At 69.7% G+C, this 23,517-nt stretch carries 24 protein-coding genes, 1 tRNA gene and 1 riboswitch; of the genes, 12 read left to right on the forward strand and 13 right to left on the reverse strand.

The window, feature by feature from the left end; all coding sequences use genetic code 11:
* Nucleotides 1-5 precede the first annotated feature (5 nt).
* From rho to argS, 6 genes are all read right to left on the reverse strand, one after another.
* Entirely contained in the window at nt 6-1,886 is a 1,881-nt protein-coding gene (rho, locus tag G6N16_RS18190) for a transcription termination factor Rho (protein ID WP_083029104.1), read from the reverse strand.
* A 287-nt stretch (nt 1,887-2,173) separates the two neighbouring features.
* On the reverse strand, nt 2,174-3,133 hold the full coding sequence (thrB, locus tag G6N16_RS18195; protein ID WP_234805708.1) for a homoserine kinase: 960 nt from the start codon (nt 3,131-3,133) through the stop codon (nt 2,174-2,176).
* Between the two features lie 8 nt (nt 3,134-3,141).
* A complete protein-coding gene (gene thrC / locus G6N16_RS18200) occupies nt 3,142-4,215 on the reverse strand; it encodes a threonine synthase (protein WP_083029106.1) in 1,074 nt (357 codons plus the stop codon).
* Nucleotides 4,212-5,537, reverse strand: coding sequence for a homoserine dehydrogenase (locus G6N16_RS18205; protein ID WP_083029200.1), 1,326 nt, complete (start codon nt 5,535-5,537; stop codon nt 4,212-4,214). The genes thrC and G6N16_RS18205 overlap by 4 nt, the downstream gene beginning before the upstream one ends.
* Nucleotides 5,538-5,542: 5 nt before the next feature.
* On the reverse strand, nt 5,543-6,958 hold the full coding sequence (gene lysA / locus G6N16_RS18210) for a diaminopimelate decarboxylase (protein ID WP_083029107.1): 1,416 nt from the start codon (nt 6,956-6,958) through the stop codon (nt 5,543-5,545).
* Nucleotides 6,955-8,607, reverse strand: coding sequence for an arginine--tRNA ligase (argS, locus tag G6N16_RS18215; protein WP_083029108.1), 1,653 nt, complete (start codon nt 8,605-8,607; stop codon nt 6,955-6,957). The genes lysA and argS overlap by 4 nt, the downstream gene beginning before the upstream one ends.
* A gap of 146 nt (nt 8,608-8,753) precedes the next feature.
* Between argS and G6N16_RS18220 the strand changes: the two genes are divergently transcribed.
* From G6N16_RS18220 to G6N16_RS18230, 3 genes are all read left to right on the forward strand, one after another.
* Nucleotides 8,754-8,829, forward strand: a tRNA-Arg gene (locus tag G6N16_RS18220).
* A gap of 186 nt (nt 8,830-9,015) precedes the next feature.
* Nucleotides 9,016-9,255 (forward strand): ribbon-helix-helix domain-containing protein, encoded by a 240-nt coding sequence (locus G6N16_RS18225; RefSeq protein ID WP_083029109.1) that lies wholly within the window; start codon nt 9,016-9,018, stop codon nt 9,253-9,255.
* Nucleotides 9,252-9,683 (forward strand): TA system VapC family ribonuclease toxin, encoded by a 432-nt coding sequence (locus G6N16_RS18230; protein WP_083029110.1) that lies wholly within the window; start codon nt 9,252-9,254, stop codon nt 9,681-9,683. Before G6N16_RS18225 ends, G6N16_RS18230 begins: the two co-directional genes overlap by 4 nt.
* A 42-nt stretch (nt 9,684-9,725) precedes the next feature.
* Here G6N16_RS18230 and G6N16_RS18235 read toward each other — a convergent pair whose 3' ends face one another.
* Complete coding sequence (locus G6N16_RS18235; RefSeq protein ID WP_083029111.1) at nt 9,726-10,490, reverse strand: MspA family porin; 765 nt, start codon at nt 10,488-10,490, stop codon at nt 9,726-9,728.
* Between the two features lie 259 nt (nt 10,491-10,749).
* Entirely contained in the window at nt 10,750-11,430 is a 681-nt protein-coding gene (locus G6N16_RS18240; protein ID WP_083029201.1) for a TenA family protein, read from the reverse strand.
* A riboswitch (TPP riboswitch) is annotated at nt 11,419-11,511 on the reverse strand. It overlaps the preceding gene by 12 nt.
* Nucleotides 11,512-11,631: 120 nt before the next feature.
* Between G6N16_RS18240 and G6N16_RS18245 the strand changes: the two genes are divergently transcribed.
* From G6N16_RS18245 to G6N16_RS18280, 8 genes are all read left to right on the forward strand, one after another.
* Nucleotides 11,632-11,916: a hypothetical protein gene (locus G6N16_RS18245; RefSeq protein ID WP_083029112.1), complete on the forward strand. Its 285-nt coding sequence runs from the start codon at nt 11,632-11,634 to the stop codon at nt 11,914-11,916.
* Nucleotides 11,917-11,968: 52 nt separating this feature from the next.
* Nucleotides 11,969-12,328 (forward strand): heme-binding protein, encoded by a 360-nt coding sequence (locus G6N16_RS18250; RefSeq protein ID WP_083029113.1) that lies wholly within the window; start codon nt 11,969-11,971, stop codon nt 12,326-12,328.
* A gap of 73 nt (nt 12,329-12,401) precedes the next feature.
* Nucleotides 12,402-14,375 carry an esterase/lipase family protein gene (locus G6N16_RS18255; protein ID WP_083029114.1) on the forward strand — a complete coding sequence of 658 codons (1,974 nt, stop codon included), beginning with the start codon at nt 12,402-12,404 and terminating at the stop codon, nt 14,373-14,375.
* A 107-nt stretch (nt 14,376-14,482) separates the two neighbouring features.
* Entirely contained in the window at nt 14,483-15,007 is a 525-nt protein-coding gene (locus G6N16_RS18260; RefSeq protein ID WP_083029115.1) for a hypothetical protein, read from the forward strand.
* Between the two features lie 33 nt (nt 15,008-15,040).
* Entirely contained in the window at nt 15,041-15,202 is a 162-nt protein-coding gene (locus G6N16_RS18265; protein ID WP_163787704.1) for a hypothetical protein, read from the forward strand.
* 144 nt (nt 15,203-15,346) lie between these two features.
* Nucleotides 15,347-15,673: a CD225/dispanin family protein gene (locus tag G6N16_RS18270; protein ID WP_083029116.1), complete on the forward strand. Its 327-nt coding sequence runs from the start codon at nt 15,347-15,349 to the stop codon at nt 15,671-15,673.
* A 109-nt stretch (nt 15,674-15,782) separates the two neighbouring features.
* A complete protein-coding gene (locus tag G6N16_RS18275) occupies nt 15,783-16,157 on the forward strand; it encodes a DUF2752 domain-containing protein (protein ID WP_234805709.1) in 375 nt (124 codons plus the stop codon).
* Between the two features lie 93 nt (nt 16,158-16,250).
* Entirely contained in the window at nt 16,251-17,276 is a 1,026-nt protein-coding gene (locus G6N16_RS18280) for a bile salt hydrolase (protein ID WP_083029118.1), read from the forward strand.
* A 337-nt stretch (nt 17,277-17,613) separates the two neighbouring features.
* Here the strand turns inward: G6N16_RS18280 and G6N16_RS18285 are convergent, their stop codons facing one another.
* From G6N16_RS18285 to G6N16_RS18300, 4 genes are all read right to left on the reverse strand, one after another.
* Nucleotides 17,614-19,254 (reverse strand): glycoside hydrolase family 13 protein, encoded by a 1,641-nt coding sequence (locus G6N16_RS18285; protein WP_083029119.1) that lies wholly within the window; start codon nt 19,252-19,254, stop codon nt 17,614-17,616.
* A complete protein-coding gene (locus G6N16_RS18290; RefSeq protein WP_083029202.1) occupies nt 19,251-20,375 on the reverse strand; it encodes an alpha-hydroxy-acid oxidizing protein in 1,125 nt (374 codons plus the stop codon). The genes G6N16_RS18285 and G6N16_RS18290 overlap by 4 nt, the downstream gene beginning before the upstream one ends.
* Nucleotides 20,376-20,462: 87 nt before the next feature.
* Nucleotides 20,463-21,365, reverse strand: a complete 903-nt coding sequence (locus tag G6N16_RS18295) for an LLM class flavin-dependent oxidoreductase (RefSeq protein WP_083029203.1) — start codon at nt 21,363-21,365, stop codon at nt 20,463-20,465.
* Between the two features lie 17 nt (nt 21,366-21,382).
* Nucleotides 21,383-22,525, reverse strand: coding sequence for a TDT family transporter (locus tag G6N16_RS18300; RefSeq protein WP_083029120.1), 1,143 nt, complete (start codon nt 22,523-22,525; stop codon nt 21,383-21,385).
* A gap of 106 nt (nt 22,526-22,631) precedes the next feature.
* Here G6N16_RS18300 and G6N16_RS18305 point away from each other — a divergent pair, with 106 nt between their 5' ends.
* Complete coding sequence (locus tag G6N16_RS18305; RefSeq protein ID WP_083029121.1) at nt 22,632-23,015, forward strand: VOC family protein; 384 nt, start codon at nt 22,632-22,634, stop codon at nt 23,013-23,015.
* Between the two features lie 21 nt (nt 23,016-23,036).
* Here G6N16_RS18305 and G6N16_RS18310 read toward each other — a convergent pair whose 3' ends face one another.
* Entirely contained in the window at nt 23,037-23,516 is a 480-nt protein-coding gene (locus G6N16_RS18310; RefSeq protein WP_083029122.1) for an Rrf2 family transcriptional regulator, read from the reverse strand.
* Nucleotide 23,517 lies beyond the last annotated feature (1 nt).

Genomic DNA, 23,517 nt, shown 5'->3' on the forward strand with positions numbered 1-23,517 from the left:
GGGGACTAGTCGGCGTCGACGCCGCCCGGGGCGGTCTTGGACACCTGCACCAGGAACTCGTAGTTGTTCTTGGTCTTGCGCAGCTGGCTCATCAGCAGGTCGATCGCCTGGTGCGAATCGAGCCCGGAGAGCACGCGGCGCAGCTTGTGCACGATCGCGAACTCGTCGGGGCTCAGCAGCAGCTCGTCCTTGCGGGTGCCGGACGGGTTGACGTCGACGGCCGGGAACACCCGGCGCTCGGCGATCTTGCGGTCCAGCTTGAGCTCGGCGTTACCGGTGCCCTTGAACTCCTCGAAGATCACCGTGTCACCGGTGGAGCCGGTCTCCACCATCGCGGTGGCGATGATGGTCAGCGAGCCGCCGTCCTCGATGTTGCGGGCCGCGCCGAGGAACCGCTTGGGCGGGTACAGCGCGGTGGAGTCCACACCACCGGAGAGGATGCGGCCCGACGCCGGGGAGGCGTTGTTGTAGGCGCGGCCCAGCCGGGTGATCGAGTCGAGCAGCACGACGACGTCCTTGCCCTGCTCGACCAGGCGCTTGGCCCGCTCGATGGCCAGCTCGGCGGCCTGGGTGTGGTCTGACGGCGGCCGGTCGAAGGTCGAGGCGATGACCTCGCCCTTGACCGAGCGCTGCATGTCGGTGACCTCTTCGGGCCGTTCGTCGACCAGCACGACCATCAGGTGGCACTCGGGGTTGTTGCGGGTGATGGCGTTGGCGATGTCCTGCATGATCGTGGTCTTGCCGGCCTTGGGCGGCGACACGATCAGCGCGCGCTGCCCCTTGCCGATCGGCATGATCAGGTCGATGATCCGGGTGCTGAGCTTCTCCGGGGTGGTCTCCAGCCGCAGCCGCTGATTCGGGTACAGCGGGGTCAGCTTGCCGAACTCGGGCCGGTTCTTGGCCGCCTCGACCGGGCCGCCGTTGACGGTGTCCAGGCGGACCAGCGGGTTGAACTTCTGCCGCTGGTTCTTGTCGCCACCACCGCCCTCGCCCTCGCGGGGCACCCGGACCGCGCCGGTGACCGCGTCACCGCGGCGCAGGCCGTTCTTACGGACCATGTTCATCGAGACGTACACGTCGTTGGGTCCGGCCAGGTAGCCCGAGGTCCGCACGAACGCGTAGTTGTCCAGCACGTCGAGGATGCCGGCGACGGGCTGCACGACATCGTCCTCGCGCAGGTCGGTGTCACCGCCCTCACCGGCCGGACCGCCGCGTTCCCGGCGACGACGATCGCGGAACCGCCGGCCCCGACGGCCGCCGCGGCCGTCGTCGTCATCGGCGCTGCCGTTGTTGGCGTTCTGGTTCCCACCCTGATTGGCGTTCTGGTTGCCGCCGCCCTGGTTGGCGTTCTGGTTCCCACCGCCCTGGTTGGCCTGGTTGCCGCCCTGGTTACCGCCGTTGCCGCGGTTGCCGCGGTTGCCGTCCTGGCCGGTGCGCTCGGGGCGCCCTTCGGCGCCACCGGCGCCGGCCTGCTGCCCCTGCTCACCGGCGGTGGCGCCGGCGTCGCGGGAGGCGCCGCGACGCTCGCGACGCGCGGGCTCGCCGCCTTCGCTCGCGGGCTCGGCAACCTGCGTCTGGGTGGGTGCGGCCGGCGCCTCGGCGGCGGCCGGACGGTCGGTGGCCTGCGCGGCGGGGGCGTCGGTGGCGGGAGCCTGCGCGGCGGGTGCCGCTTGTGCGGCCTTGGCCGGCGCGGCGCCCTTGGCGGGCGACCCGCTGCCACCGGCCTGGTGCGCGCGAATAGCGGCGATGAGGTCGCCCTTGCGCATCCCCGAGGTGCCCTTGACGCCGACCTGGCCGGCCAGCGCCTTCAATTCGGGCAGCAACATCGAGGTCAGGGCGTTGTCGAGCTTCCCTCCGGGCGCACCGTTGCCGGTTGTGGCCGTCATGAGGTCCGTATCAGTCACGGATTTCCTTTCTTACCCCGGCTTTTGTTGTCATGCAGGGGGTTGGGTGCGCTCAGCAAGACACTGGGCGCGCAGTTCCGCCGGCGCCTCGGCAACGGCAATCGCCGGGATTCGCGGCATACGGCGGGCAGTCCATCCACGTGTGGAACACAAGAAGAATTGGTGGTCGTCGGAGTATCGGCGCTGGAAACACCGCAGTCACCCGGGACGGCACGAGAATAACCCGCCTCGTTAGTCTACGCAACAACCGCCCCGCGCGGCGTGGCAGGTCAGTGCGCCGGTCGCGGACCCGCGCCCCAAGCCAGCGGGTGCCCGACCGTCAGCGGCTCGACGGCGAACCCGTGCTCGTCGGCGTACTCGTAGGCCCGGGCCGGGATATCGGCCGCGGTGGTCAGTCCGAGGACCGACGGCCCCGCTCCCGACATCACCGCCGCTATGCCACAACCGCGCAGCAGCCGAAGATATTCCGCCGACGACGGCATCGCCGGGGCTCGTTGTGCCTGATGCAGCGCGTCTTCGGTGGCCGCCATCAGCAGGTCGGGCCGTTCGGTCAGCGCCAGCACCAGCAGCGCCGAGCGGCTGAGGTTGAACCGGGCGTCCTCGTGGCTGACCTGGGCGGGCAGCAGCACCCGGGTCTCCGCGGTGGAGGACCGCACCGACGGAATCGCCGCGAACAGCCGGATCTCCGGGTGCAGCCGCAGGCCGACGGCCCGGTAGACCCGAGGGCACCCGGCAGCGACCGGCGGGGTGGTCCACGACACGACCGCCCCGCCGAGCACCGACGCCGAGGCGTTGTCGGGATGGCCCTCGAACTCCGAGGACAGCTGAATCAATTCCGGTACGCCCAGCGGCAGGCAGTCCGCCGCCACCGCAAGGCCGTTGGCGATGCCCAGACCGCCGACCACCGCCGCGGCCGAGGAACCGAGGCCCCGCGAGTGCGGAATCACGTTGCGGCACAGGATGTTCAAGCCTGCGGCCCGCAGTCCGCAGGCCCCCAGGCCGCGCTGCACGGCCCGCACCACCAGATGGTCGGCGCCGAGTGGAACCTGACCGGCGCCCTCCCCCTCGACGGTGACCGACAGCCCCGAATCCGTTGTCTGCGCGTCGATCTCGTCGTACCGGCTCAACGCGAGACCGAGGCTGTCGAAGCCCGGGCCCAGGTTGGCGCTGGACGCCGCCACCGAGGCGTGCGCGCTCAGGCCGGCGGGAAGCAGCTGCACAGACATCAGCGGTACCGCTACCCCAGTCCGAGTTCGGCGACGACGGCCGACGGGTCGACGGCGACGGTCACCGGGGTCTCGATGCCCTTCAACGCGGAGTCGGGGTCCTTGAGTCCGTTTCCGGTGACCGTACAGACGACCGTCGAACCCCGCTGCACCCAACCGTCTTCCACGGATTTGAGCAGGCCCGCGATGCTGGCGGCCGAAGCCGGCTCGACGAAGACGCCCTCGCTGCGCGCGACCAGGCGGTAGGCCGACAGGATCTCGTCGTCGGTGGCGGCCAGGAAGCGTCCGTCGGACTCCTGCTGCGCAGCGACCGCGGAGTCCCAGGAGGCCGGGGATCCGATCCGAATAGCGGTGGCGATGGTCTCCGGGTTGCTGACCGGGTGCCCGAGCACCAGCGGCGCCGCACCGGCGGCCTGGGTGCCGAGCATCCGCGGACGCTTGTCGGCCACTCCGTCGCGGTGGTATTCGCTGTAGCCACGCCAGTAGGCGGTGATGTTGCCCGCGTTGCCGACCGGCAGCGAGTGGATGTCCGGGGCGTAGCCCAGCACGTCGACGATCTCGAACGCCGCGGTCTTCTGCCCCTCGATGCGCACCGGGTTCACACTGTTGACCAGCGAGATGTTCGGATAGTCGGCGGTGAGCTTGCGGGCCAGTTCCAGACAGTCGTCGAAGTTGCCGTCGACCTGGATGATCTTGGCGCCGTGCATGACCGCCTGGGCCAGCTTGCCCATCGCGATCTTGCCCTGCGGGATCAGCACCGCGCAGGTGATTCCGGCGCGCGCCGCATAGGCCGCGGCCGAGGCCGAGGTGTTGCCGGTCGATGCGCACAGCACGGCCTGCTGCCCCCGCTCGACGGCGTCGGTGACCGCCATCGTCATCCCGCGGTCCTTGAACGACCCGGTCGGGTTGAGCCCCTCGACCTTCAGATGCACGGTGCAGCCGGTCATCTCACTGATCCGGCGAGCGTGGATCAGCGGAGTCCCGCCCTCCAGCAGAGTCACCGGCGTCCAGTTGGCGGCCACCGGCAACCGATCCCGGTACGCCTCGATCAGCCCCGGCCAGCGCCGGTGCACGGGTTGGTTCATTCCTCGGTTCCTTCCATCCGCAGCACACTCGCCACGGTCGACACCACATCGAGATCCTTCAGCGCGGCAACGGTTTCCGACAGCGCGGCGTCGGTGGCGCGGTGGGTGAGCACCGCGATCCGCGCGCCGATGCGCTGACCATCCTCGTCGACCATGCCCTCCTGGCGGACCTCGGCGATGCTGACCTCGTGGCGGGCGAACTCGGCGGCGACGGTGGAAAGCACACCCGGCCGGTCCGACACGTGCAGGCTGACGTAGTAGCGGGTGGGCACCACCCCGATCGGGGCGATCGGCAACTGGGCGTACTTGGACTCCCGCGGTGCGCGGCCGCCCTGCACCCGGTTGCGCGCAGCCATCACCACATCGCCCATCACCGCGGATGCGGTCGGTGCACCACCGGCGCCCTGCCCGTAGAACATCAACCGGCCCGCGGCCGCGGCCTCCACGACGACCGCGTTGAACGCCCCGTTGACCGAGGCCAGCGGGTGGGTCAGCGGGACCAGAGCCGGATGGACGCGAGCCGAAACACGCTCGGAGCCATCGGCATCGGTGATCCGCTCGCAGATCGACAGCAGCTTGATGGCACAGCCCAGCGCGTGCGCCGACTTGACGTCGTCGGCACTGACCTTGGTGATGCCCTCACGGTAGACGTCGTCGGCGCGCACCGGGGTGTGGAAGGCGATCGACGCCAGGATCGCGGCCTTGGCCGCGGCATCGTAGCCCTCGACGTCGGCGGTGGGGTCGGCCTCGGCGTAGCCCAGGGCGCTCGCGTCGGCCAGCGCGTCGGTGTAGGAGGCGCCGGTCTCGGCCATCGCCGAGAGGATGTAGTTGGTGGTGCCGTTGACGATCCCCGCCACCCGCAGCACCCGGTCACCGGCCAGCGACTGGGTCAGCGGCCGGATCACCGGGATCGCGCCCGCCACCGCGGCCTCGAAATACAGGTCCACATGCGCGCTTTCAGCGGCATCGGACAGCTCGCCGGTGGACTGCGCCAGCAGCGCCTTGTTCGCCGTCACCACCGACTTGCCGTGGCGCAGGGCGGTGAGGATCGCGCGGCGCGCCGGTTCCACCGGTCCCATGAGTTCGACCACGATGTCCACGTCGTCGCGGGCGGACAGGCCTTCGATGTCCTCGGTGAGCAGGTCCACCGGAACACCGCGGTCCGGCGCCACCCGGCGCACCCCGATGCCGCGAAGCTCCAGCGGCGCACCGATGCGCGCCGCGAGGTCGTCGGCGCTCTCGTGGAGTATCCGCACCACCTCGGTACCGACGTTGCCCAATCCGAGCACCGCCACGCCCAGCGGGCGTTGTCCAACCGTCATCACCGTCATACCTCCAGACTCAACAGGTCGGCGAGCGTCTCCCGGCGCAGCAGCGGGCGGGACCGGCCGTCGGCAACGGCCACCACGGCCGGGCGCGGCAGCAGGTTGTACCTGCTCGACATGGAATAGCAGTAGGCGCCCGTCGCGGCGACCGCGATCAGGTCGCCGGGGCCGACGTCACCGGGCAGCCAGGCGTCGCGGACAATGATATCGCCGCTCTCGCAGTGCTTTCCGACGATCCGGCAGAGCACCGCCGGGGCCTCGGTGGCCCGGGAGACCAGCCGGACGTCGTATTCTGCCCCGTACAGCGACGGGCGGATGTTGTCACTCATCCCACCGTCGACGCTGACGTAGCGGCGCTGCGCGGTGGCGCTGACGGCGACATCCTTGACCGTGCCCACCCGGTACAGGGTGACGGTGCCGGGTCCGGCGATGGCCCGGCCGGGCTCGACCACCAGCGTGGGTGCGGGCAGGCCGACGGCGGCGGACTCGCTGGCCACGATCGCCCGCAGCTTCTCGGCGAGTTCCTCGACCGGCGGCGGGTCGTCGTCGGGGAGGTAGGAAATACCCAGTCCGCCACCGAGATCGACGATGTTCATCTGGGCGGTCTTGGCGACCCCGAAATCGGCGACCACCTCGGCCAGCAAACCGATCACCCGGTGCGCGGCGAGTTCGAAGCCGTCGACCTCGAAGATCTGCGAGCCGATGTGGCTGTGCAGGCCGACCAGTCGCAGGTTGGCCGCCTCGAACACCCGGCGCACCGCGTCCATGGCGGCGCCGCTGGACAGGGACAGTCCGAATTTCTGGTCCTCGTGTGCGGTGGAGATGAATTCGTGGGTGTGTGCCTCAACGCCGACGGTCACCCGGATCAGCACGTCGACGACCGCCCCGGCCTCCCCGGCGATGGTGTCAAGACGGTCGACCTCGGCCATCGAGTCGATCACCACGTGCCCAACACCGGCCTGCACCGCGGTGGTCAGTTCGTCGACGGATTTGTTGTTGCCGTGCAGGGTGATCCGCGACGGCGGGAATCCGGCGTGCAGCGCCACGCCCAGCTCGCCGCCGGTGGCCACATCCAGCGACAGGCCCTCCTGCTCGACCCAGCGGGCGATCTCGCTGCACAGGAACGCTTTTGCCGCGTAGTGCACGTGCTCGCCGCCGCCGAACGCCGCGGCGATCCGGCGGGCGCGGGTGCGGAAGTCGGCTTCGTCGATGACGAACAGCGGTGTGCCGTAGCGCTGCGCGAGTTCTTCGGCACCGACTCCGGCGAAACTCACCTGTCCGTCGGGCCCGCGGTCCGCCCCCATCGGCCACACGTTCTCGGCCAGTCGGGCCAGCTCGGCAGCCGAGCCCGGGCGGGCCGGGACTCCGGGCGCGTGGATCTCCTCGGCGTGCCGGGGACCGGCGGGGTGGGCGTTCACATCCGCTCCGGGGCGCTGACGCCGAGCAACTGCAAGCCGTTACCGATCACCTGGCGGGTGGCCGCGCACAGCGCCAGCCGGGCGCTGTTGAGCTCACCGGCCGGCTCGTCGCCCTGCGGCAGCACCCGGCAGGAGTCGTAGAACCGGTGGTAGTCGCCGGCCAGGTCTTCCAGGTAGCGGCAGATCCGATGCGGTTCGCGCAGCGCGGCAGCGGTTTTCACCACGCGGGGAAACTCCCCGAGGCTGCGCATCAGCACACCTTCCTTCTCGTGGGTGAGCAGACCCAGGTTCGCGGTGTCCGCCGCCAGGCCCAGTTCGGCGGCGTTGCGGGCCAGCGCGCTCAACCGGGCGTGCGCGTATTGCACGTAGTAGACCGGGTTTTCACTCGACGCCGAGGACCACAGCTCCAGGTCGATATCGATCGGGCTGTCGACCGAGGACCGGGTCAGCGAGTAGCGGGCGGCGTCGACACCCAGCGCATCGACCAGGTCGTCGAGGGTGATGACGGTGCCGGCCCGCTTGCTCATCTTGACCGGCTGGCCGTCGCGCACCAGGTTGACCAACTGCCCGATCAGCACCTCGACGGTGTCGGGGCTGTAGCCGAACGCCTGGGCGGCCGCCTTGAGCCGAGCGATGTAGCCGTGGTGGTCGGCCCCGAGCATGTAGATGCATAGCCCGAACCCGCGTTCCCGCTTGTCCAGGTAGTAGGCCAGGTCGCCGGCGATGTAGGCCGGGTTGCCGTCGCTCTTGATGACGACGCGGTCCTTGTCGTCGCCGTAGTCGGTGGTCCGCAGCCAGGTGGCGCCGTCCTTCTCATAGACCGCGCCGTTGGCGCGCAGCCGCGCGATGGCCTCCTCGACGCGCCCCGAGGTGTGCATCGAGTCCTCGTGGGTGAACACGTCGAAATCGGTGCCGAACTCGTGCAGCGACTCCTTGATGTGGGTGAACATCAGGTCCACACCGATGCGGCGGAAAGTTTCCTGCTCCTCGGTCGGCGGCAGGCTCAGGACATCCGGGGACTTCTGGAGCACCTGGGCGGCGATGTCGATGATGTAGTCACCGGCGTAGCCGTCCTCCGGGGGCGGTTCCTTGTGCGCGGCGGCCATCAGCGAGCGGGCGAACCGGTCGATCTGGGCGCCGTGGTCGTTGAAGTAGTACTCCCGGACCACCTCGGCACCACTGGCGGTCAGCAGCCGGCCCAGCGCGTCGCCGACGGCGGCCCACCGGGTGCCGCCGATGTGGATGGGCCCGGTGGGGTTCGCGGAGACGAACTCCAGGTTGATCTTCAGGCCGGCGAGGTCGTCGCCGGTTCCGTAGCCGGCCCCGGCGGCCAGGATGTCGGTGACGACCACGGCCTGGGCGTCCGCGGTGATCCGCAGGTTCACAAAGCCCGGCCCGGCGACCTCGGCCGCGGTGATGCCGTCGGCGCGAGTCAGCGCCTCGGCCAGCCAGCCGGCCAGCTCCCGCGGGTTGACGCCGACCTTCTTGCCCAGCTGAAGGGCGAGGTTGGTGGCGTAGTCGCCGTGCTCGAGGTTGCGCGGACGCTCCACCGTCACGGTCTCCGGCAGGGCGGTCACATCGAGATCGTGCTCGGCGAGCACCGCTGCGGCGGTGGACTTCAACAACTCGGCGAGGTCGGCGGGGGTCACGGGGGTTCATCCTATGGTCTGCGGTGCTGCAGGCACCGGTCAGGCTGGCCCTGGCGGCGGCCGCGCACCCGGGTGCTGCCCGATGGAGAAAGCATCCGCTGGGATGCGTTACGCTATCGGGGCCCAATGGCGCCGTCATTGACCGCGCCCCCGTAGCTCAGGGGATAGAGCGTCTGCCTCCGGAGCAGAAGGCCGCAGGTTCGAATCCTGCCGGGGGCACCACGTGTGTTGAAGCGAGCCCGACGCCAGCGGCCGATCAACGGCGAAAGTCACTCCAAAGTCACAACAGGCCCGAAAAAGGTCTGACTCCCCCGCCGAACTTCTTTGCCGCACGGGGTAGCTTCCAGAGCCCGTCGGTGGCCACTCAGCACACGCCGATTGCACATCTGATGCAGTAGCATCAGATGTATGCGCACTACCCTGTCTTTGGACGATGACGTGCTGCTTGCGGTGAAGGAGCGGGCACGCCGGGAGAAGCGCACGGCGGGCGAGGTGCTTTCCGATCTCGCCCGGCAGGCTTTGCAACAGCAGAACGCCGAGCCGGGGCCAACTGCCGGAAGCTTTCACGGCTTCGAACCGTTCGGCCACCGCGGACCGGCGATATCGAACGCACTCGTCGACAAGTTGCGCGAGGAAGAAGCCGTGTGACACGCGCTCTGCTGGACGTCAACGTTCTGATCGCGCTCTTCGACAGCGATCACGTCGATCACCGGCGCGTTCGCCAGTGGCTCGACTCCGAGATTGTTCACGGCTGGGCGTCCTGCGCGATAACCCAGAACGGCTTCATCCGCATTGTCAGTCAGCCTCGGTACCCAAGTCCGGTAACACCGACCCAAGCAATCGAGCGGCTCACCCATGCCACCGATACCGTCCACCACGAGTACTGGCCGTGCTCGATCAGTCTGCTCGACACGAAGCTCTTTGACCACTCCAAACTGCACGGCCATCGCCAGGTCACCGATGCCTATCTGTTGGCGCTCGCGACCGCCAACAAGGCCCGGTTCGTCACCCTCGACCAATCGATCGCCCTGACCGCCGTGCGACATGCCGGTCCCCAGCACCTGACGGTGATCTGACCGGGAGTCACCACCGTTGACCGTCAGCAGCGACTCGGAGCGTCACACCTTCTTGGTGGTCCCGTAGTAGGCCTGGATGGAGTCGGAGACTTCGGTGGAGCGGGTCAGCACCGCATAGGAGCGGATGAACGATTCGCCCACACAGCCGTCGATCTTGACGCGGAAACCGTTAACGGACACCCACGGATCTGCGCCCCGGTACTCCTTCTTGGAGACCGGGACCATGTGCACAATGCCCGGTTTCATGCCGATCGCGATGCCCCCCACCACCGGCGTCGCCAACTGCGGCAGGATGCCGTCGGCCACCGTACCGGTCCCGTCGTCGAGGCCGAGGACGCCGATCGCCGGAGTCACCCCGACGCTGCCACTGAGGGTGACGCCCTGCGAGGTGGACATGTCGACGCCGCAGCCGATCTGATAGCCCACCTCGAGCACGCCCCGCGGGGACTCCCCCTCGTCGGGGCCGCTGACCGAACCGTTGAACACCCCGCCCACCTCGTAGTCGCGCGAGGACAACGCCGTGGTCAGCGGGGCCACCGGCCGCAGGGTCTCGTCCTTGGCGCCGACGGTCAGCGTCCAACCGTCCGGCGACACCGAGGTCACCGGCGGCGCCGAGACCACCGTGCCGTCGGGTGCGGGTGCCATCGGGTCCGTCGGGTCCAGCATGGCCGCCGGGCCCGGCCGGCCCGGGAGGGCAGCGGGGTCGACGTGCATCTCCTCGGCGACGACCGGATCGGCACCGGCGGGGACAGCACTACCCAGCGCCAGGACCCAGGCCCCCAGGACGGCGGGCAGCCTCACCCGCATTCCGGCGCCTGAACCTCCGGCCTGCCGATACCCCAACACCACGTTGCCTCTCCGGGGCCGGCACCGGCCCCTCGATTCCGCGAACGGCCCGGTGCAGCGACGGTCACGGAGCCCTGTTCCGAACGTAGCCACGACCCTAGCCGCCGACCGCGGATCTGCGGCCGAACAACATCGGCTCGAACGCGTAACAGACCGGGCCCGGGCGCATAACGGAACACGTTGCCCGGCCAGCGGTCCCGATCAGCATGCCCAAAGCGAGTTACCGGCGCGCCCCGTCGACCGGATGCTGGTAGGCGGCGTCGAAGAACGCCAGTTCGATCGCGACGGCCCGGGCGAAGAAATCCTCCGCGATGGCGCTCCGCGCGGGCCCGACCCGGTCCAGTTCGGCACGCAGGAACGCGACGATCTGGCGGAACTCGGGATAGTCGTGCAGCGTGATCCAGTCCGCGTGCACGAAGTTCTCCGGCAGCGGCTTGGGGGCCCGCGACGCCCAGTCCAGGTAGAGCCACTCGGCGACTAGCAGCACCGCCAGGATCGCCGCGTACTCGCGGGTCTCGGCGGCCTCCCGGAACAGCGCCGTGAATGCCGTCGTCGGCGCGGTGTCCGGAATCTCTCGTCGCTGTTCCTCGGTCACGCCGAGTGCGTCGAAGGCGCGCAGGAAGTAGGTGTTCTCCTCCCCCGCGATCTCGCCGATGAAGCGGGCCAGCCGCAGCCTCGGCGCCAGCGCGTCGGCGCTGGCGACGGCCGACCCGAGCAACACCAGGAAGCTGTCGATGAACCGGTAGTCCTGCACGAGATAGCCGGCCAGCACTCCGTCGTCGATGCTCCCGTCGAACAACTCGCGGACGAATCGGTGCGATACCGACCGGTCCCAGATGTCCCGGTTCTGTTCGCGCAGCGCATCGGTGAATCTGCCGATCGCCGATTCAGCGGTGCCCATCAACATCCCTCCGCGAGTGCGAACTCGATCAGGTTCTGCGGGTGTGTTCTCAGCCCGTTGCGGGCACCCCGTGTCTTTCGCCCCAACGATAACCCCGGGCCCACGATGCGCGTAGCGGCGCGGTGGGCAGATCACCTCGGGCCGAGCCGCACTGCGGCTAACATCGAGCACGCAATCGCCGGGTAACGGTCGGGGGACATCATGGGCACCACACGAACCGTTCTGATCGCCACACTGATCATCGGCGCCGTGCCGGGCACAGTCGTGACCGCGGCACCGGCCACGGCGGACTGCACCACCTCCGGCGCCACCACGATCTGCTCCCAGGGTGAGGTTCGGGGCTCACCGAACGCGTCGCCGCCACGGACCAGCGGTCCGGCCTACCCGTATCCCTGTACCTATGACTATCTGTGCGGTAACGGCGGCGCGTCGATCATCTTCACGCCCGGCCGCCGCGGCGGCCGGGGACCCATCGGTGGCTGGTGACCCGCACGGACATCACCGGAACCCCGCAGCCCGAACCGTCCAAGGAGTCAGCATGGCCTTCCACACCCCCGGAATTCACCGGACCCTCGCAAGCGCAATCGGCGTCGCCGCTCTGGTAGCGACTGCGCCGACAGCAGCAGCCGAACCACCGAACTGCACCGCCGCGGACCTGGCCGGCGTCGCGGGCGGAGTGACCGTGGCAACCTCGGCCTACCTGTTCACCCACCCCGAGGTCAACGGATTCTTCACCGGGCTCAAGGGCCTGACCAAGGACGAGATGCGCAACAGGGTCGCCGACTATATGACCGACAATCCGCAGGTGGAATCGGAACTGCAGGGCATTCGTCAGCCGCTGGTCGACTTTCACGCCCGGTGCGGCGGCGAGCCCGGCGACGTCACGCCCGGAGCCTGACACGCTGCTTCTCGCGACCGTGAGATCGGCGCCTCGTTTCCAAATTGAGTGAACACTCGTACACTCAATGCTCATGAGTAGTAGCAGCGACGAGGAACGACGCCGCGAGGAACGACGCCGCGAGGTCCGCGCCCTGTCCGAGTTGGGGCTCACCGAGATCTCCAAGGCATCCGAAGGCATCCACGACACCCACCGCGCCATCTCAGATCGAGTGTTCCGGATCGTCCGGCTCGGCCTGGGACCGACGGTGCTGCCGGTGAAGGTGATCCACGACCTGATCACCGACGGCGTGTACAAGACCATCAGCGTGTCCACCCGGGCCGCGGGCTGGGCCAGCGGCAAGGTCGCCGACCTGCCCATGGAGTACGCGCCGTCGGAGACCGTGTACGGAGCCGGAATCATCGGCGCCGTCAACGGCCTGATCGGCGACGAACTCGCCGACGCGCGTTCCCCGCTGGCCGCGACCGACGACGACGGGATGACCGTCCGGGAGGACGGGCTGGCGGTCCCGGTGACCCGAACCCGGCTCGCCGAGGCCTTCCCCACCGCCACCGGGCGGATTGCGATCTTCGTCCACGGCCTGGTCGAAACCGAGCACGTGTGGTGGTACCGCGCCGACCGCAGCTACGGCGAGCACCTGGCCGACGCGCACGACATCACCCCGGTCTACCTGCGCTACAACACCGGCCGCCGGATCTCGCACAACGGGCGCACCATGGCCGCGCTGATCAACGACCTGGTACGGGACTGGCCGACACCGGTCACCGACATCAGCCTGATCGGCCACTCGATGGGCGGCCTAGTGGCCCGCAGCGCGGCGCACCACGCGGTGGCGGCGGGGATGAGCTGGCCGGCGCTGGTCGGCGCGACCATCAGCCTGGGCACCCCGCACGCGGGGGCGCCGCTGGAGAACATCGCCCATCACGGTGCGGCGCTGCTGGAGAAGCTGCCGGAGACTGAGGCATTCGCGCGGCTGCTGCGCCGTCGCAGCGGCGGCATCCGCGACCTGCGCGCCGGATCCCTCGTCGACACCGACTGGTCCGGGCGCGATCCCGAGGACCTCGGCAAGGTAATCGCCGCCGAGATCCCGCTGCTGCCGGATACCCGGCATTACTTCGCCTCGGCGACGGTGACTCGCAGCCCCACCCATCCCATCGGCCGGCTCATCGGCGACGGCCTGGTCATGCACACCAGCGCGTCGGGTACCCACCGGGCCCGCCGTATCGAATTCGACCCGGGCAACGGAGTACACGTCGGCCGGGCCCACCACTTCACGTTGCTCAGCCATCCCGAGATCGCCGAATCGCTGACACTGTGGCTCGGGCCCGACGCCCCAACGGTTTTCGTCGTGGCCTCCGACGGCACCATCGATGCGCCGAAGGGGTTCACCACTCCCCGACGGCAACGGCCGACCCGGACCGTCGGGCTCCCGGTGACCCCGGATGCCGCAGCCCCCGACGGCACGGCTCCCGAGGACACGGCACCCGAGACTCCCGACGCCGAGACGGAAAGCCCGGAGACCGGCACTCCCGACGCCGAAGCTCCCGAGCCTGCCGCACCCGACTCCGCCGCATCCGAGTCCGCACCCGCCCCGGAGGCCGACGCCTTCGACCGGTTCACCGCGGCCGCCTGCGACGCCGTCATCGCGGCGCAGGACATCGCCCGCGCCGCGCGCAACGAGGCCATCACCCCCGGCCATCTGACCCTGGGCCTGCTCGGCGACCCGGACTCGCGGGCGGTGAAACTGCTTGCCGCACAGGGTATCGAACCGAGTGCCGTGCGTGCGGCCGTCGTCGTCACGCCGGGCGACGGAGAGCCCGACGAGGTGCTCCCGCTCGAGGACGCGACGCGCGCGGTGTTCGAACTGACCTTCCGGGAGGCGGTGCTGCTCGGCCACGACTACATCGGGACCGAGCATCTGCTGCTGGCACTGGTGGAAGCCGAGGACGACGGCGGACCGCTGCACCGCCTCGGCGTCGTCGGCAGCCGCCTGCGCGCCGACGTTGCCGCGCCGCCGGCCCCCGAGGTCCCGACGACGGTGTCCTGACGGCCACGCGTCGCATCGATCTGCCCGGGTCCGGTTCCGTCACCAGGCGGGCCGGCAAACTCCAAACCGCTACGCGCAGCGACGCCCGCACGGTATGAATCTTGACCATGGCGATCAATCTGCATGACGTGTTGAGCGAATCGGACTTTCAGCTCGTCCACGCGACCCGGCCCGCCGAGCTGCGCGAACTCGATGAGGACGCATTGCTCGATCTGCATGCCCGGGTCCGGCGGGCCCGCAACAAGCATGTCGGGGTGTACCGTCGCGAAGCCGCCGCGCGGGTGGTGCGCAAAGGTGCCCGCGGCGCCGCCCGGCCGGCCAACGTACGCAACGCCACGCGCGCGGAGGTCTTCGAGGATGCCCTGGCCCGGGTGAGCCGCCAGCTCGGCGTCGCGGCACGTCAGAGCGCGCTGGAGCTCAAGGAGCTGCGGCTGGCCCAGGCCACCGGCGCCCCGGCCAAGAAGGCTCCGGCGAAGACCGCCGCGAAGAAGTCGGTGAAGGCCGCCCCCAAGTCCGCCGCCAAAAAACGGGTGACCACGGACCAGACTCGAGCCAATCCCGGCCGAATCAAGCGTGAGGCCGGAACAAAAGCCGCCGGCGCCCGTCGCCAGGCCAAGCGCGACGCCCGCTGACGGGCGCCGCGTCGATCAGCCCGTGATCGATGGGTGGCCGGATTCCCCGCCCGGCACCCGGGCCACATCTATGTCTGGACCGAGCACCTGCTGGAGGCCGAGCCGCCGGACGGGCCGCTGCACCGGCTCGGGCTGGACAAGCTGGCCGATCTTCCGAGGCTGCTTCCCGGGGGGGGCGACCCGACCGGCTGCTGAGCAGTGGCTGCGGGCCGGCGGCATTCGGCCGACATTTCGGTCCGCCAAATGGTGATCACGCGCCGCCGGGGAATGTGTTTGACTGACCCGGACAGCAAAATCCCGGGTCGCACACCGACCCGCAACGACGTGTGAGGTACTCCATTGACAAACCCTTATGAAGGTCAGCCGGGCGGCATGCCGGCAAACGGTCCGGGTCAACCGGGCGGGGCTCCTGGACCGGCACCGGACAATAACTTGGTTTGGGCCATCCTGTGCACCGTGCTCTGCTGTCTGCCGCTGGGCGTCGTATCGATCGTGAAATCCACCCAGGTCAACGGGCTGTGGGCACAGGGCCAGTACGACGCGGCCCGCAAGTCCGCCGACGACGCCAAGAAGTTCGCCATGTGGGGCGCCATCGCCGGCGCCATCGTCTTCGTGATCGCCATCATCGTGAACGTGGCGAGCTATTCCAGCATGTCGAGTATGTAAAGGGTCACCCGTCATGCTGCCCACGCAGCAACCCACCGAACACCCGACCGCCGGCCACCGGTGCACGACGCCTCCGGGCCTCGCGCGCCGGTTGGTCGCGCCGGTTGCAATGGCCGCGGGTGCGGGGTCGGTGTGCGCCGCGATCTGGTTCGCCGATCCGACCACACCGGGCGGCCTCATCCCGCCCTGCCCGACCCGGACGCTGCTGGGTATCGACTGCCCGGGCTGCGGGACCTGCCGGATGCTGTACTCGTTGCTGCACGGCGACCTGCCCGCAGCGCTGCACTACAACGCGCTCGCGCTGGTGGCCGTGATCGTCCTCGTCGTGACATTCGTGCTGTGGACCCGCAACCGAATTCTCGGCCGGGCCCACAGATCCTGGACGACACTGCGTTTCGCGCCGATCGTGACACTGGTCATCGTCGGCATCTGGTTCGTCATCCGGAACATCCCGGTCGCACCGTTCACTGGCCTCTACGTCTGACTCCCCCCGGCCATCGGGGATCACCAGGAGGCGCAACCGAAACGACGCACGAATACACCGGCCGCACCGCCGCCGCCCGGTACGGTGGCAGCCATGTGCACCCGAGTGATGTGGCCCGACGCCAACGGCGCTGTCCTGGTCGGCCGAAACATGGACTTCCACTTTGACCTCGACACCAACCTGTGGAAGCTGCCCCGCGGCGCGAAGCGCGACGACGGGGTCGCCGGGAAACTGACCTGGACCGCCAAGTACGGCAGCGTGGTGGCCACCGCCATGGACATCTTCACCGTCGACGGCATGAACGAGGCCGGATTGAGCGGGCACATCCTGTGGCTGGCCGAGTCGAACTACGGCACACTCGACGACTCCCGTCCGGCACTGAGCCAGGCGATCTGGCTGCAGTACCTGCTGGACAACTTCGCCACCGTCGCCGAGGCGGTGGAATGGATGGCGCAGAACAACGTCCAGGTCGCGCCGATGATCGATCCGGCCTCCGGGGAGAAGCCTCAGCTGCACCTAGCCCTCGACGATGCCACCGGGGACTCGGCCATCATCGAGTACATCGATGGGGAGCTGCAGATCCACCATGACCGCAGCTACCACGTGATGACGAACTCCCCGCCGTTCGACGAGCAGCTGAAGCTGGTCGGCCAGTTCGACGGGTTGGGCGGGGACAAACCGCTGCCCGGGTCGACGCTGGCCGCCGACCGCTTCGCCCGCGCCACCTACTACGTCGGCCGGCTGTCAGAACCCAAGACCCAGCTCGAGGCGATCGCCGCGATGTTCAGCGTGATGCGCAACGCCGCCCAGCCGTTCCGCATCCCGGATCCCGGCAAACCCGACGCGTCCCAAACCATCTGGCAGACGGTGTGCGACTTGACGAATAAGCGGTTCGTCTACGAGTCGACGACGCGGCCCAACATCGTCTGGGTGGACCTGGCCGACCTCGATTTCAGCGAGGGCAGTCCGGTGCTGAAGCTCGATCTGATGGGCAAGCTGTCGTTGGAGGGTGGTATCGCCGGCAACGTCAGCTCCCAGTTCGCCGACTGCGGTCCGTTGAACTTCCTGACACTCACCGTGATGAACGAGTTGCTGGCGGCCAAACAGAAACAGAGCTGACCCGAGTGGGCCGGCCCGGACCCCGGGCCGGCCCGCGCATAAAAATGCGGCCGTACACAGTCACTGTGTACGGCCGCCGAAGTCGGGACGGGTGGTTAGCGGGCGGGGTGGTGCCGGTGGAACAACCGGAACGGCACCCAGCGGAGGTCGAGCAGCATGTCATCACCTCTCAATCTGGCTAACTCGTCGAGCCCTGACGGCTCCTGTGATACCTAAGTTAGACCCGGTTTTTAAGGCGCCCGGTATTGAAACGTAATTAATCCCTAAGATCTTGCGCGGCCACCGGAACGCTGCCCCGGGGCACGACCAGGGCGGATCGCGCCGCCATCAACGCACGTCAGAGCGCTGTGGGTGCGATCTGCACCCACACGGCGGCGTCCGGAGCCAGTTCTTTTCCAGACCGTGCGACAGCATCGGGTACCGATGCCAACAACACGCTGAGCCCATCCGGCAGCGTCACCGGACGCTCCGAGGTGTTCACCCAGCAGCCCAGATCACCGCGGCGCAGAGCCAGCACGCCGTCCAATGACTCCAGCCAGCGCGGCGGCCCCGCGTCGCGCCACCACCGGTTGCGCAGCGCCAGGGCCGCGCGGTACAGCGACAGGAACGACGACGGGTCGTCGCGCTGGGCGGCGACCGAATGGGCACCCCAGTGCGGGGGTTGCGGCAGCCAGGTTGGCACCGCCGCGGGTGAGAAACCGTAGGGCGCGGCGCCGCCCGACCAGGGCAGCGGCACCCGGCAGCCGTCGCGCCCGACATCGGTGAATCCGGACTGGGCGAACGTCGGGTCCTGGCGCACCTCGTCGGGCAGCACCTCGACCTCCTCCAGGCCGAGCTCCTCGCCCTGGTACACATACGCCGTGCCGGGCAGCGCCAGCTGCAGCAGCGCGCACGCCCGAGCCCGGCGGCGCCCCAGTTCGTGGTCGGCCGCCTCCTGTGCCCAGCGCTTGCGCTCCCAGTCGGTGCCGACGAGATGTTCGGGCTGCGAGCGCGCGTAGCGGGTCACCGTGCGGGTCACGTCGTGGTTGGACAGTACCCAGGTGGGCGGCGCCCCGACCGACGCGGCGGCCACCGTGGCGTCGTCAATCACCTCCCGCAGGCTCGCCGCCCGCCACGGTGCGCGCAGGAAGTCGAACTGGAACGCGGTGTGCAGCTCGTCGGGGCGCAGGTACCGGGCCAGCCGCTCGTTGTCGGCCACCCAGGCCTCGGCGATGAACACCGGCTCCGGGTCGTATTCGGCGGCCACCGACCGCCAGCCGCGGTAGATCGCGTGCACCCCATCCTGGTCCCACGCCGGATGCGTTGCGCTGTCGAGCATTCCGATGCCGGCGTCGCGGTCGGGCAGACCGGCGGCCTTCACCAGACCGTGCGCGACGTCGATGCGGAACCCGTCGACACCGCGGTCGAACCAGAACCGCAGCACGTCCTCGAACTCCCGGCGCACCTCGGGGTGTTCCCAGTTCAGGTCGGGCTGGGCGGGAGCGAACAGGTGCAGGTACCAGCTGCCGTCGGGCACCCGGGTCCAGGCGGGCCCGCCGAACACGCTCTGCCAGTCGTTGGGCGGCCGTTCGCCGCCGGGGCCGCGGCCGGGCCGGAAGTGGTAGCGCTCACGCGCACCCGGCTCGCCGGCGAGTGCGGCGGTGAACCACCGGTGCGCCGACGAGGTGTGGTTGGGCACGATGTCGAGCAGCACCCGCAGCCCGGCGGTGTGCGCCTCATCGAGGAAATCCTGTGCAGCGCCCAGTGTTCCGTACACCGGGTCGATGTCGCAGTAGTCCGCGACGTCGTAGCCGGCGTCGGCCTGCGGGGACGGGTACCACGGGTTGATCCACAGGGCGTCGACGCCGAGGTCTTTCAGGTAGTCCAGCCGGGACCGCAGTCCCGCGATGTCCCCGATGCCGTCGCCGCTGCCGTCGGCGAAGCTGCGGATGTAGACCTGGTAGACGACGGCGGTCTGCCACCACCCGGCGGTGCTCACCGGGCGGCGGTGACCCGCCGCAGCGTGTCGGGGGTCAGGTCGGCGAGGCCGGGGTAGCCGTCGATGGCCATGATCAGGTCCGCCTCGGCCAGGATGGACCGCAGCACATGCACCACCCCGGCGACCCCGCCCAACGCCAGCCCGTAGAGGTACGGCCGCCCGATGCCGACCGCGCTGGCGCCCAGCGCCAGGGCCTTGACGACGTCGGCGCCCGAACGCACCCCGGAATCGAAGAGCACCGGGACGTCTCCGGCCGCCGCGGCGACGTCGGGCAGGCAGTCCAGCGCGGGCAGCCCGCCGTTGGCCTGACGGCCGCCGTGGTTGCTGCAGTAGATGGCGTCGACGCCGTGGTCGATGGCCCTGCGGGCGTCGTCGGGGTGGCAGATGCCCTTGACGATCAGCGGCAGTTCGGTCAGCCCGCGCAGCCACACCAGGTCGTCCCAGGTCAACGGGCGCCCGAATATCGAGGCCCAGAACCCAACCACGTCGCGCGGGTTGCCGCCCTCGGCGAAGCCGGCCTTCTCCCGGAACACCGGGTCTGAGGTGTAGTTGGCCAGGCACTGTCCGCGCAGCTGCGGGAAGTTCGCCGTGCTCAGATCGCGCGGACGCCAACCCAGCACCCAGGTGTCCAGGGTGACCACGATGCCGGCGTAACCCGCCGCTTCGGCGCGGCGCACCAGGCTCTCGGCGATGTCCTTGTCGGTCGGGCAGTACAGCTGGAAAAAGCCCGGGGTTTCGGTGAATTCAGCGGCCACGGTCTCCAGCGGGTCCTCGACCAGCGTGGACACGCACATCGGCACACCGGCCTGGTTGGCGGCGCGCGCGGTCAGCACGTCACCGTGTCCGCCCTGCGCGCACAGCCCGGTCACCCCGATCGGCGCCAGGAAAAGCGGTGCAGCCCAGCGCTTTCCGAACAGTTCGACGGACAGGTCGCGCTGCGCGGCGCCGACCAGCATCCGCGGGATCAGTCCCCAGCCGTCGAACGCGGTGACGTTGGCGTCCTGGGTGCGCTCGTCCCCGGCACCACAGCTGACATAGGACCACACCGACGGCGGCATCGCCTGGGCCGCGCGGGCCGCCAGCTCGGCGTGGGTCATCGGCAGATCGGGCAGCACACCCATCAGGCCCTGGAAGAAGATCTCGTATTCGTACGCGCCGAAATTGGTGGTCACCCGGTCTCCTCGCCGCTGGATCGTCTGGCGTCCACCCTACGTTCCGCTCCCGCGCGGCCCGCCGAAGTCGGCGACGACATCGGAGACGCGGCGCAGCTGGTCGAGGTCGGTGCTCGTCGGGATCAGGTGGATCTCGTCGGTGCCGATCGCGGCGAAATCGCGCAGCACCCCGGCCAGCGCCTCCTCGTCGCCGGCCCATCCGGTGTTCGGCGCCATCGCCTCGACGAATTCAGCGGGAATCCAGTTCATATAGCGCAGCAGATGCCGGCGGATCTGGACGCGGGCGTCCTCGATCGGCCCGAGCGCGAACCAGAACGAGGTGGCCAGGTGCGGCGCGGGTTTGCCGGCGCGGGACCAGGATTCGCGGGCGACGTCGAACAACTCCGCCTGGCGGGTGAGGTCGAGATCCATGGTGGTGCCCGCCAGCCCGTCGGCCCAGACCGCCGACCGGCGCACGGTCTTGGGGCCGACGGTGCCGACCAGCAGCGGCGGGCCGCCGGGGCGGGTCGGTGCCGGGCCCACCGGCAGCACCGAGTCGGTGACCTTCTCCCCCGCCCACACCCGGCGCATGATCGCCACCTTCTCGGCCATGCCGGCAATGGTCTGGGTCCCCGGGTCGGCGCCGACCGCGCGGTAGTCCTCGTGCCGGCCGCCGACGCCGAAACCGACGGTCAGCCGCCCGCCGCTGAGCATGTCGCCGGTGGCGATTGCCTTGGCGCACATCACCGGATCGTGCAGCTGCGGCACGATCACCGTCGTCACCAGCTGCACCCGGTCGGTCCAGGCGGCCAGCGCGCCGAGCAGGGTGAGGCTGTCCGGGTTGTCGAAGGCAATACGCTCACCCCAGCACAGCGAGGAGAACGGCCCGTCGTCGATGGCTCGGGCCCAGGTCCGCAGGGTCGCGGCGTCCAGGTCCGGCTCCATCACCGGCATCGTCATTCCGATCCGCATCACGCTCACCGCACCGGGTCCTTGCCGACCGGGACCGCGGCCGTCGGCACCGGGCCGAACAGTTGTCCGCGCAGGCTGCCGCCGGTGGTGCGGACCGCGACCAGCAGCCAGGTGGCCAGCAGCGCGGTGTAGCAGGCGACGGCGGCGACCCGAAACGCCGGAAGTCCGGTGTGCAGGGCCAGCTGCGTGGTCCCGGTGACGAAGGTGCCGACGGGGAACGTCAGGCTCCACCAGGTCAGAGCGAACGGCATGCCGCGGCGCACGGTGCGGATCGTCAGCAGCAGCGCCAGGGCGATCCACAGCAGGGCGAATCCCCACACCGGCACCCCGAACAGCACCGCGAACACCGCCATCCCGGTGGCCAGCTGGGGGGTGACCACTCCTGCGGCGTGTGTGCCGAGCATGCCGGCCACGGTGATCGACTGCCCCAGCGGACCCAGCACGATCCACAGCGTCGGGATCCGGGCGCTGCCGGAGGTGCCGTAGAGCACCAGCCGACTCCAAATCATCGAGATGATGATCAGCGAGGCCACCAGCGACAGACCGAACATCGCGTAGCAGCCGTAGAGCATGGTCGCCCGCCCGGTGCCCGGCGCCATGTGCGGGATCAGCAGCGCGCCGCCGGCCGCCGACACCATGGGTGGCACGACGGGCATCAGCCAGCCGCCGAACGCCGAGTCCGGTTCGACGACCAGCTGGGTGAACATCAGGTACGGGATGCTCGCAGCGGTGAACAATCCGCCGACGAGCCCGGCGGTCCACAGCACCCAGGCCAGGTCGATCGCCACCCGCTCGCCGATCAGGTTGGGACCGATCAGCACCGCCCCGGCGCCCACCGTGCTGAACGCCATCGGTGCGGCGCCGTAGAAGTGCGCCATCTGCGGGTTGCGGGCGTGGGTGCGCGCCACTCTCGGGTGCCGCAGCCAGTGGCCGCCCACCACGACGATCAGCACCAGCAGCATCAGCGCCGCGATGACCCAGACGATGTCGGTGAAGACCGACAGGCCGGGCAGCCGCACCGGCAGGATCGCGCCGGCCGTCGCGACGATGCCGGTACCCATGACCGAGGCGAACCAGTTGGGTCCGATTCGGCCGAGCACCTCGACGCCGGTGCGCGACGCGGGTGCGCCGGTTGATTCGGTGGCCATGAGTTCAGCACGCTACCGGTGCCCGGTTCACCCCGCGGCGGTTCCGGTACCTGGCGACCTCCCGCGCGCAGTGCTTGACTGGTGAACACAGCGACGGGAAGAAACCATGAGTATCGCCTTCAACCACACCATCGTCGCGGCGCGCGACAAGGCCGCCTCTGCGCGGTTTCTCACCGATCTGTTCGGTCTGCCCGATCCGGTGCCGATGGGCCGGTTCATGGCGGTGCAGGTGGCCCACGGCGCCACCCTGGATTACGCGGATGTGCCCGACGGCGCCGAGATCCACCCGCAGCATTACGCGTTCCTGGTCGGCGACGACGAGTTCGACGCCATCTACGGCCGGATCGTGGCCGCCGGGATGACGCACTGGGCCGATCCGGCGGGCACCCGCGTCGGCGAGATCAACCACAACGACGGCGGGCGCGGCGTCTATTTCCGCGACCCCGACGGGCACCACCTGGAGATCTTGACCCGGCCGTACGAAAACTGAACCCCGACGGCCGGGCGGTCGCTACACCGTGCGGCGGTGACCCCGGGTGTGCTCCTGGCGCCGGTAGGCGTCGGCCAGTGCGCCGACGTGCGCGGGCAGCCGGCCGCCGGCCACATCCGCGAGGCTGGTCTCCTCCAGGACCGCGCGCATGGAGGCGCGCAGTGCCCGCCACACGTCGGTCAGCGCGGCCGTCGGCCCGCCGTAGGGCAGGTCCCCCAGGCCCATGTCCCGGACGCTGGCCAGCGGACCGTCGACGCAGCGCAGCACGTCGGCCACGCTGATCTGCTCGGCGGGACGGGCCAGCGTGTATCCGCCGTCGCGGCCGCGGTGGCTGCGCACCAGCTGGTCGGCGCGCAGTGCGGAGAGGATGTCGGCCAGGAACTGCGCCGGGATGCCCTGTGCCTGGGCCAGGTCCTCGGTCTTGGTCAGCGCGCCGGGTTCGGCGGCGGCGAGCTCGACCATCGCCCGCACCGCGTACTCGGCCTTCGCCGACATCCGCATC

The organism is Mycolicibacterium insubricum, from assembly GCF_010731615.1.
In the GTDB taxonomy this organism is placed as follows: Bacteria; Actinomycetota; Actinomycetes; order Mycobacteriales; family Mycobacteriaceae; genus Mycobacterium; species Mycobacterium insubricum.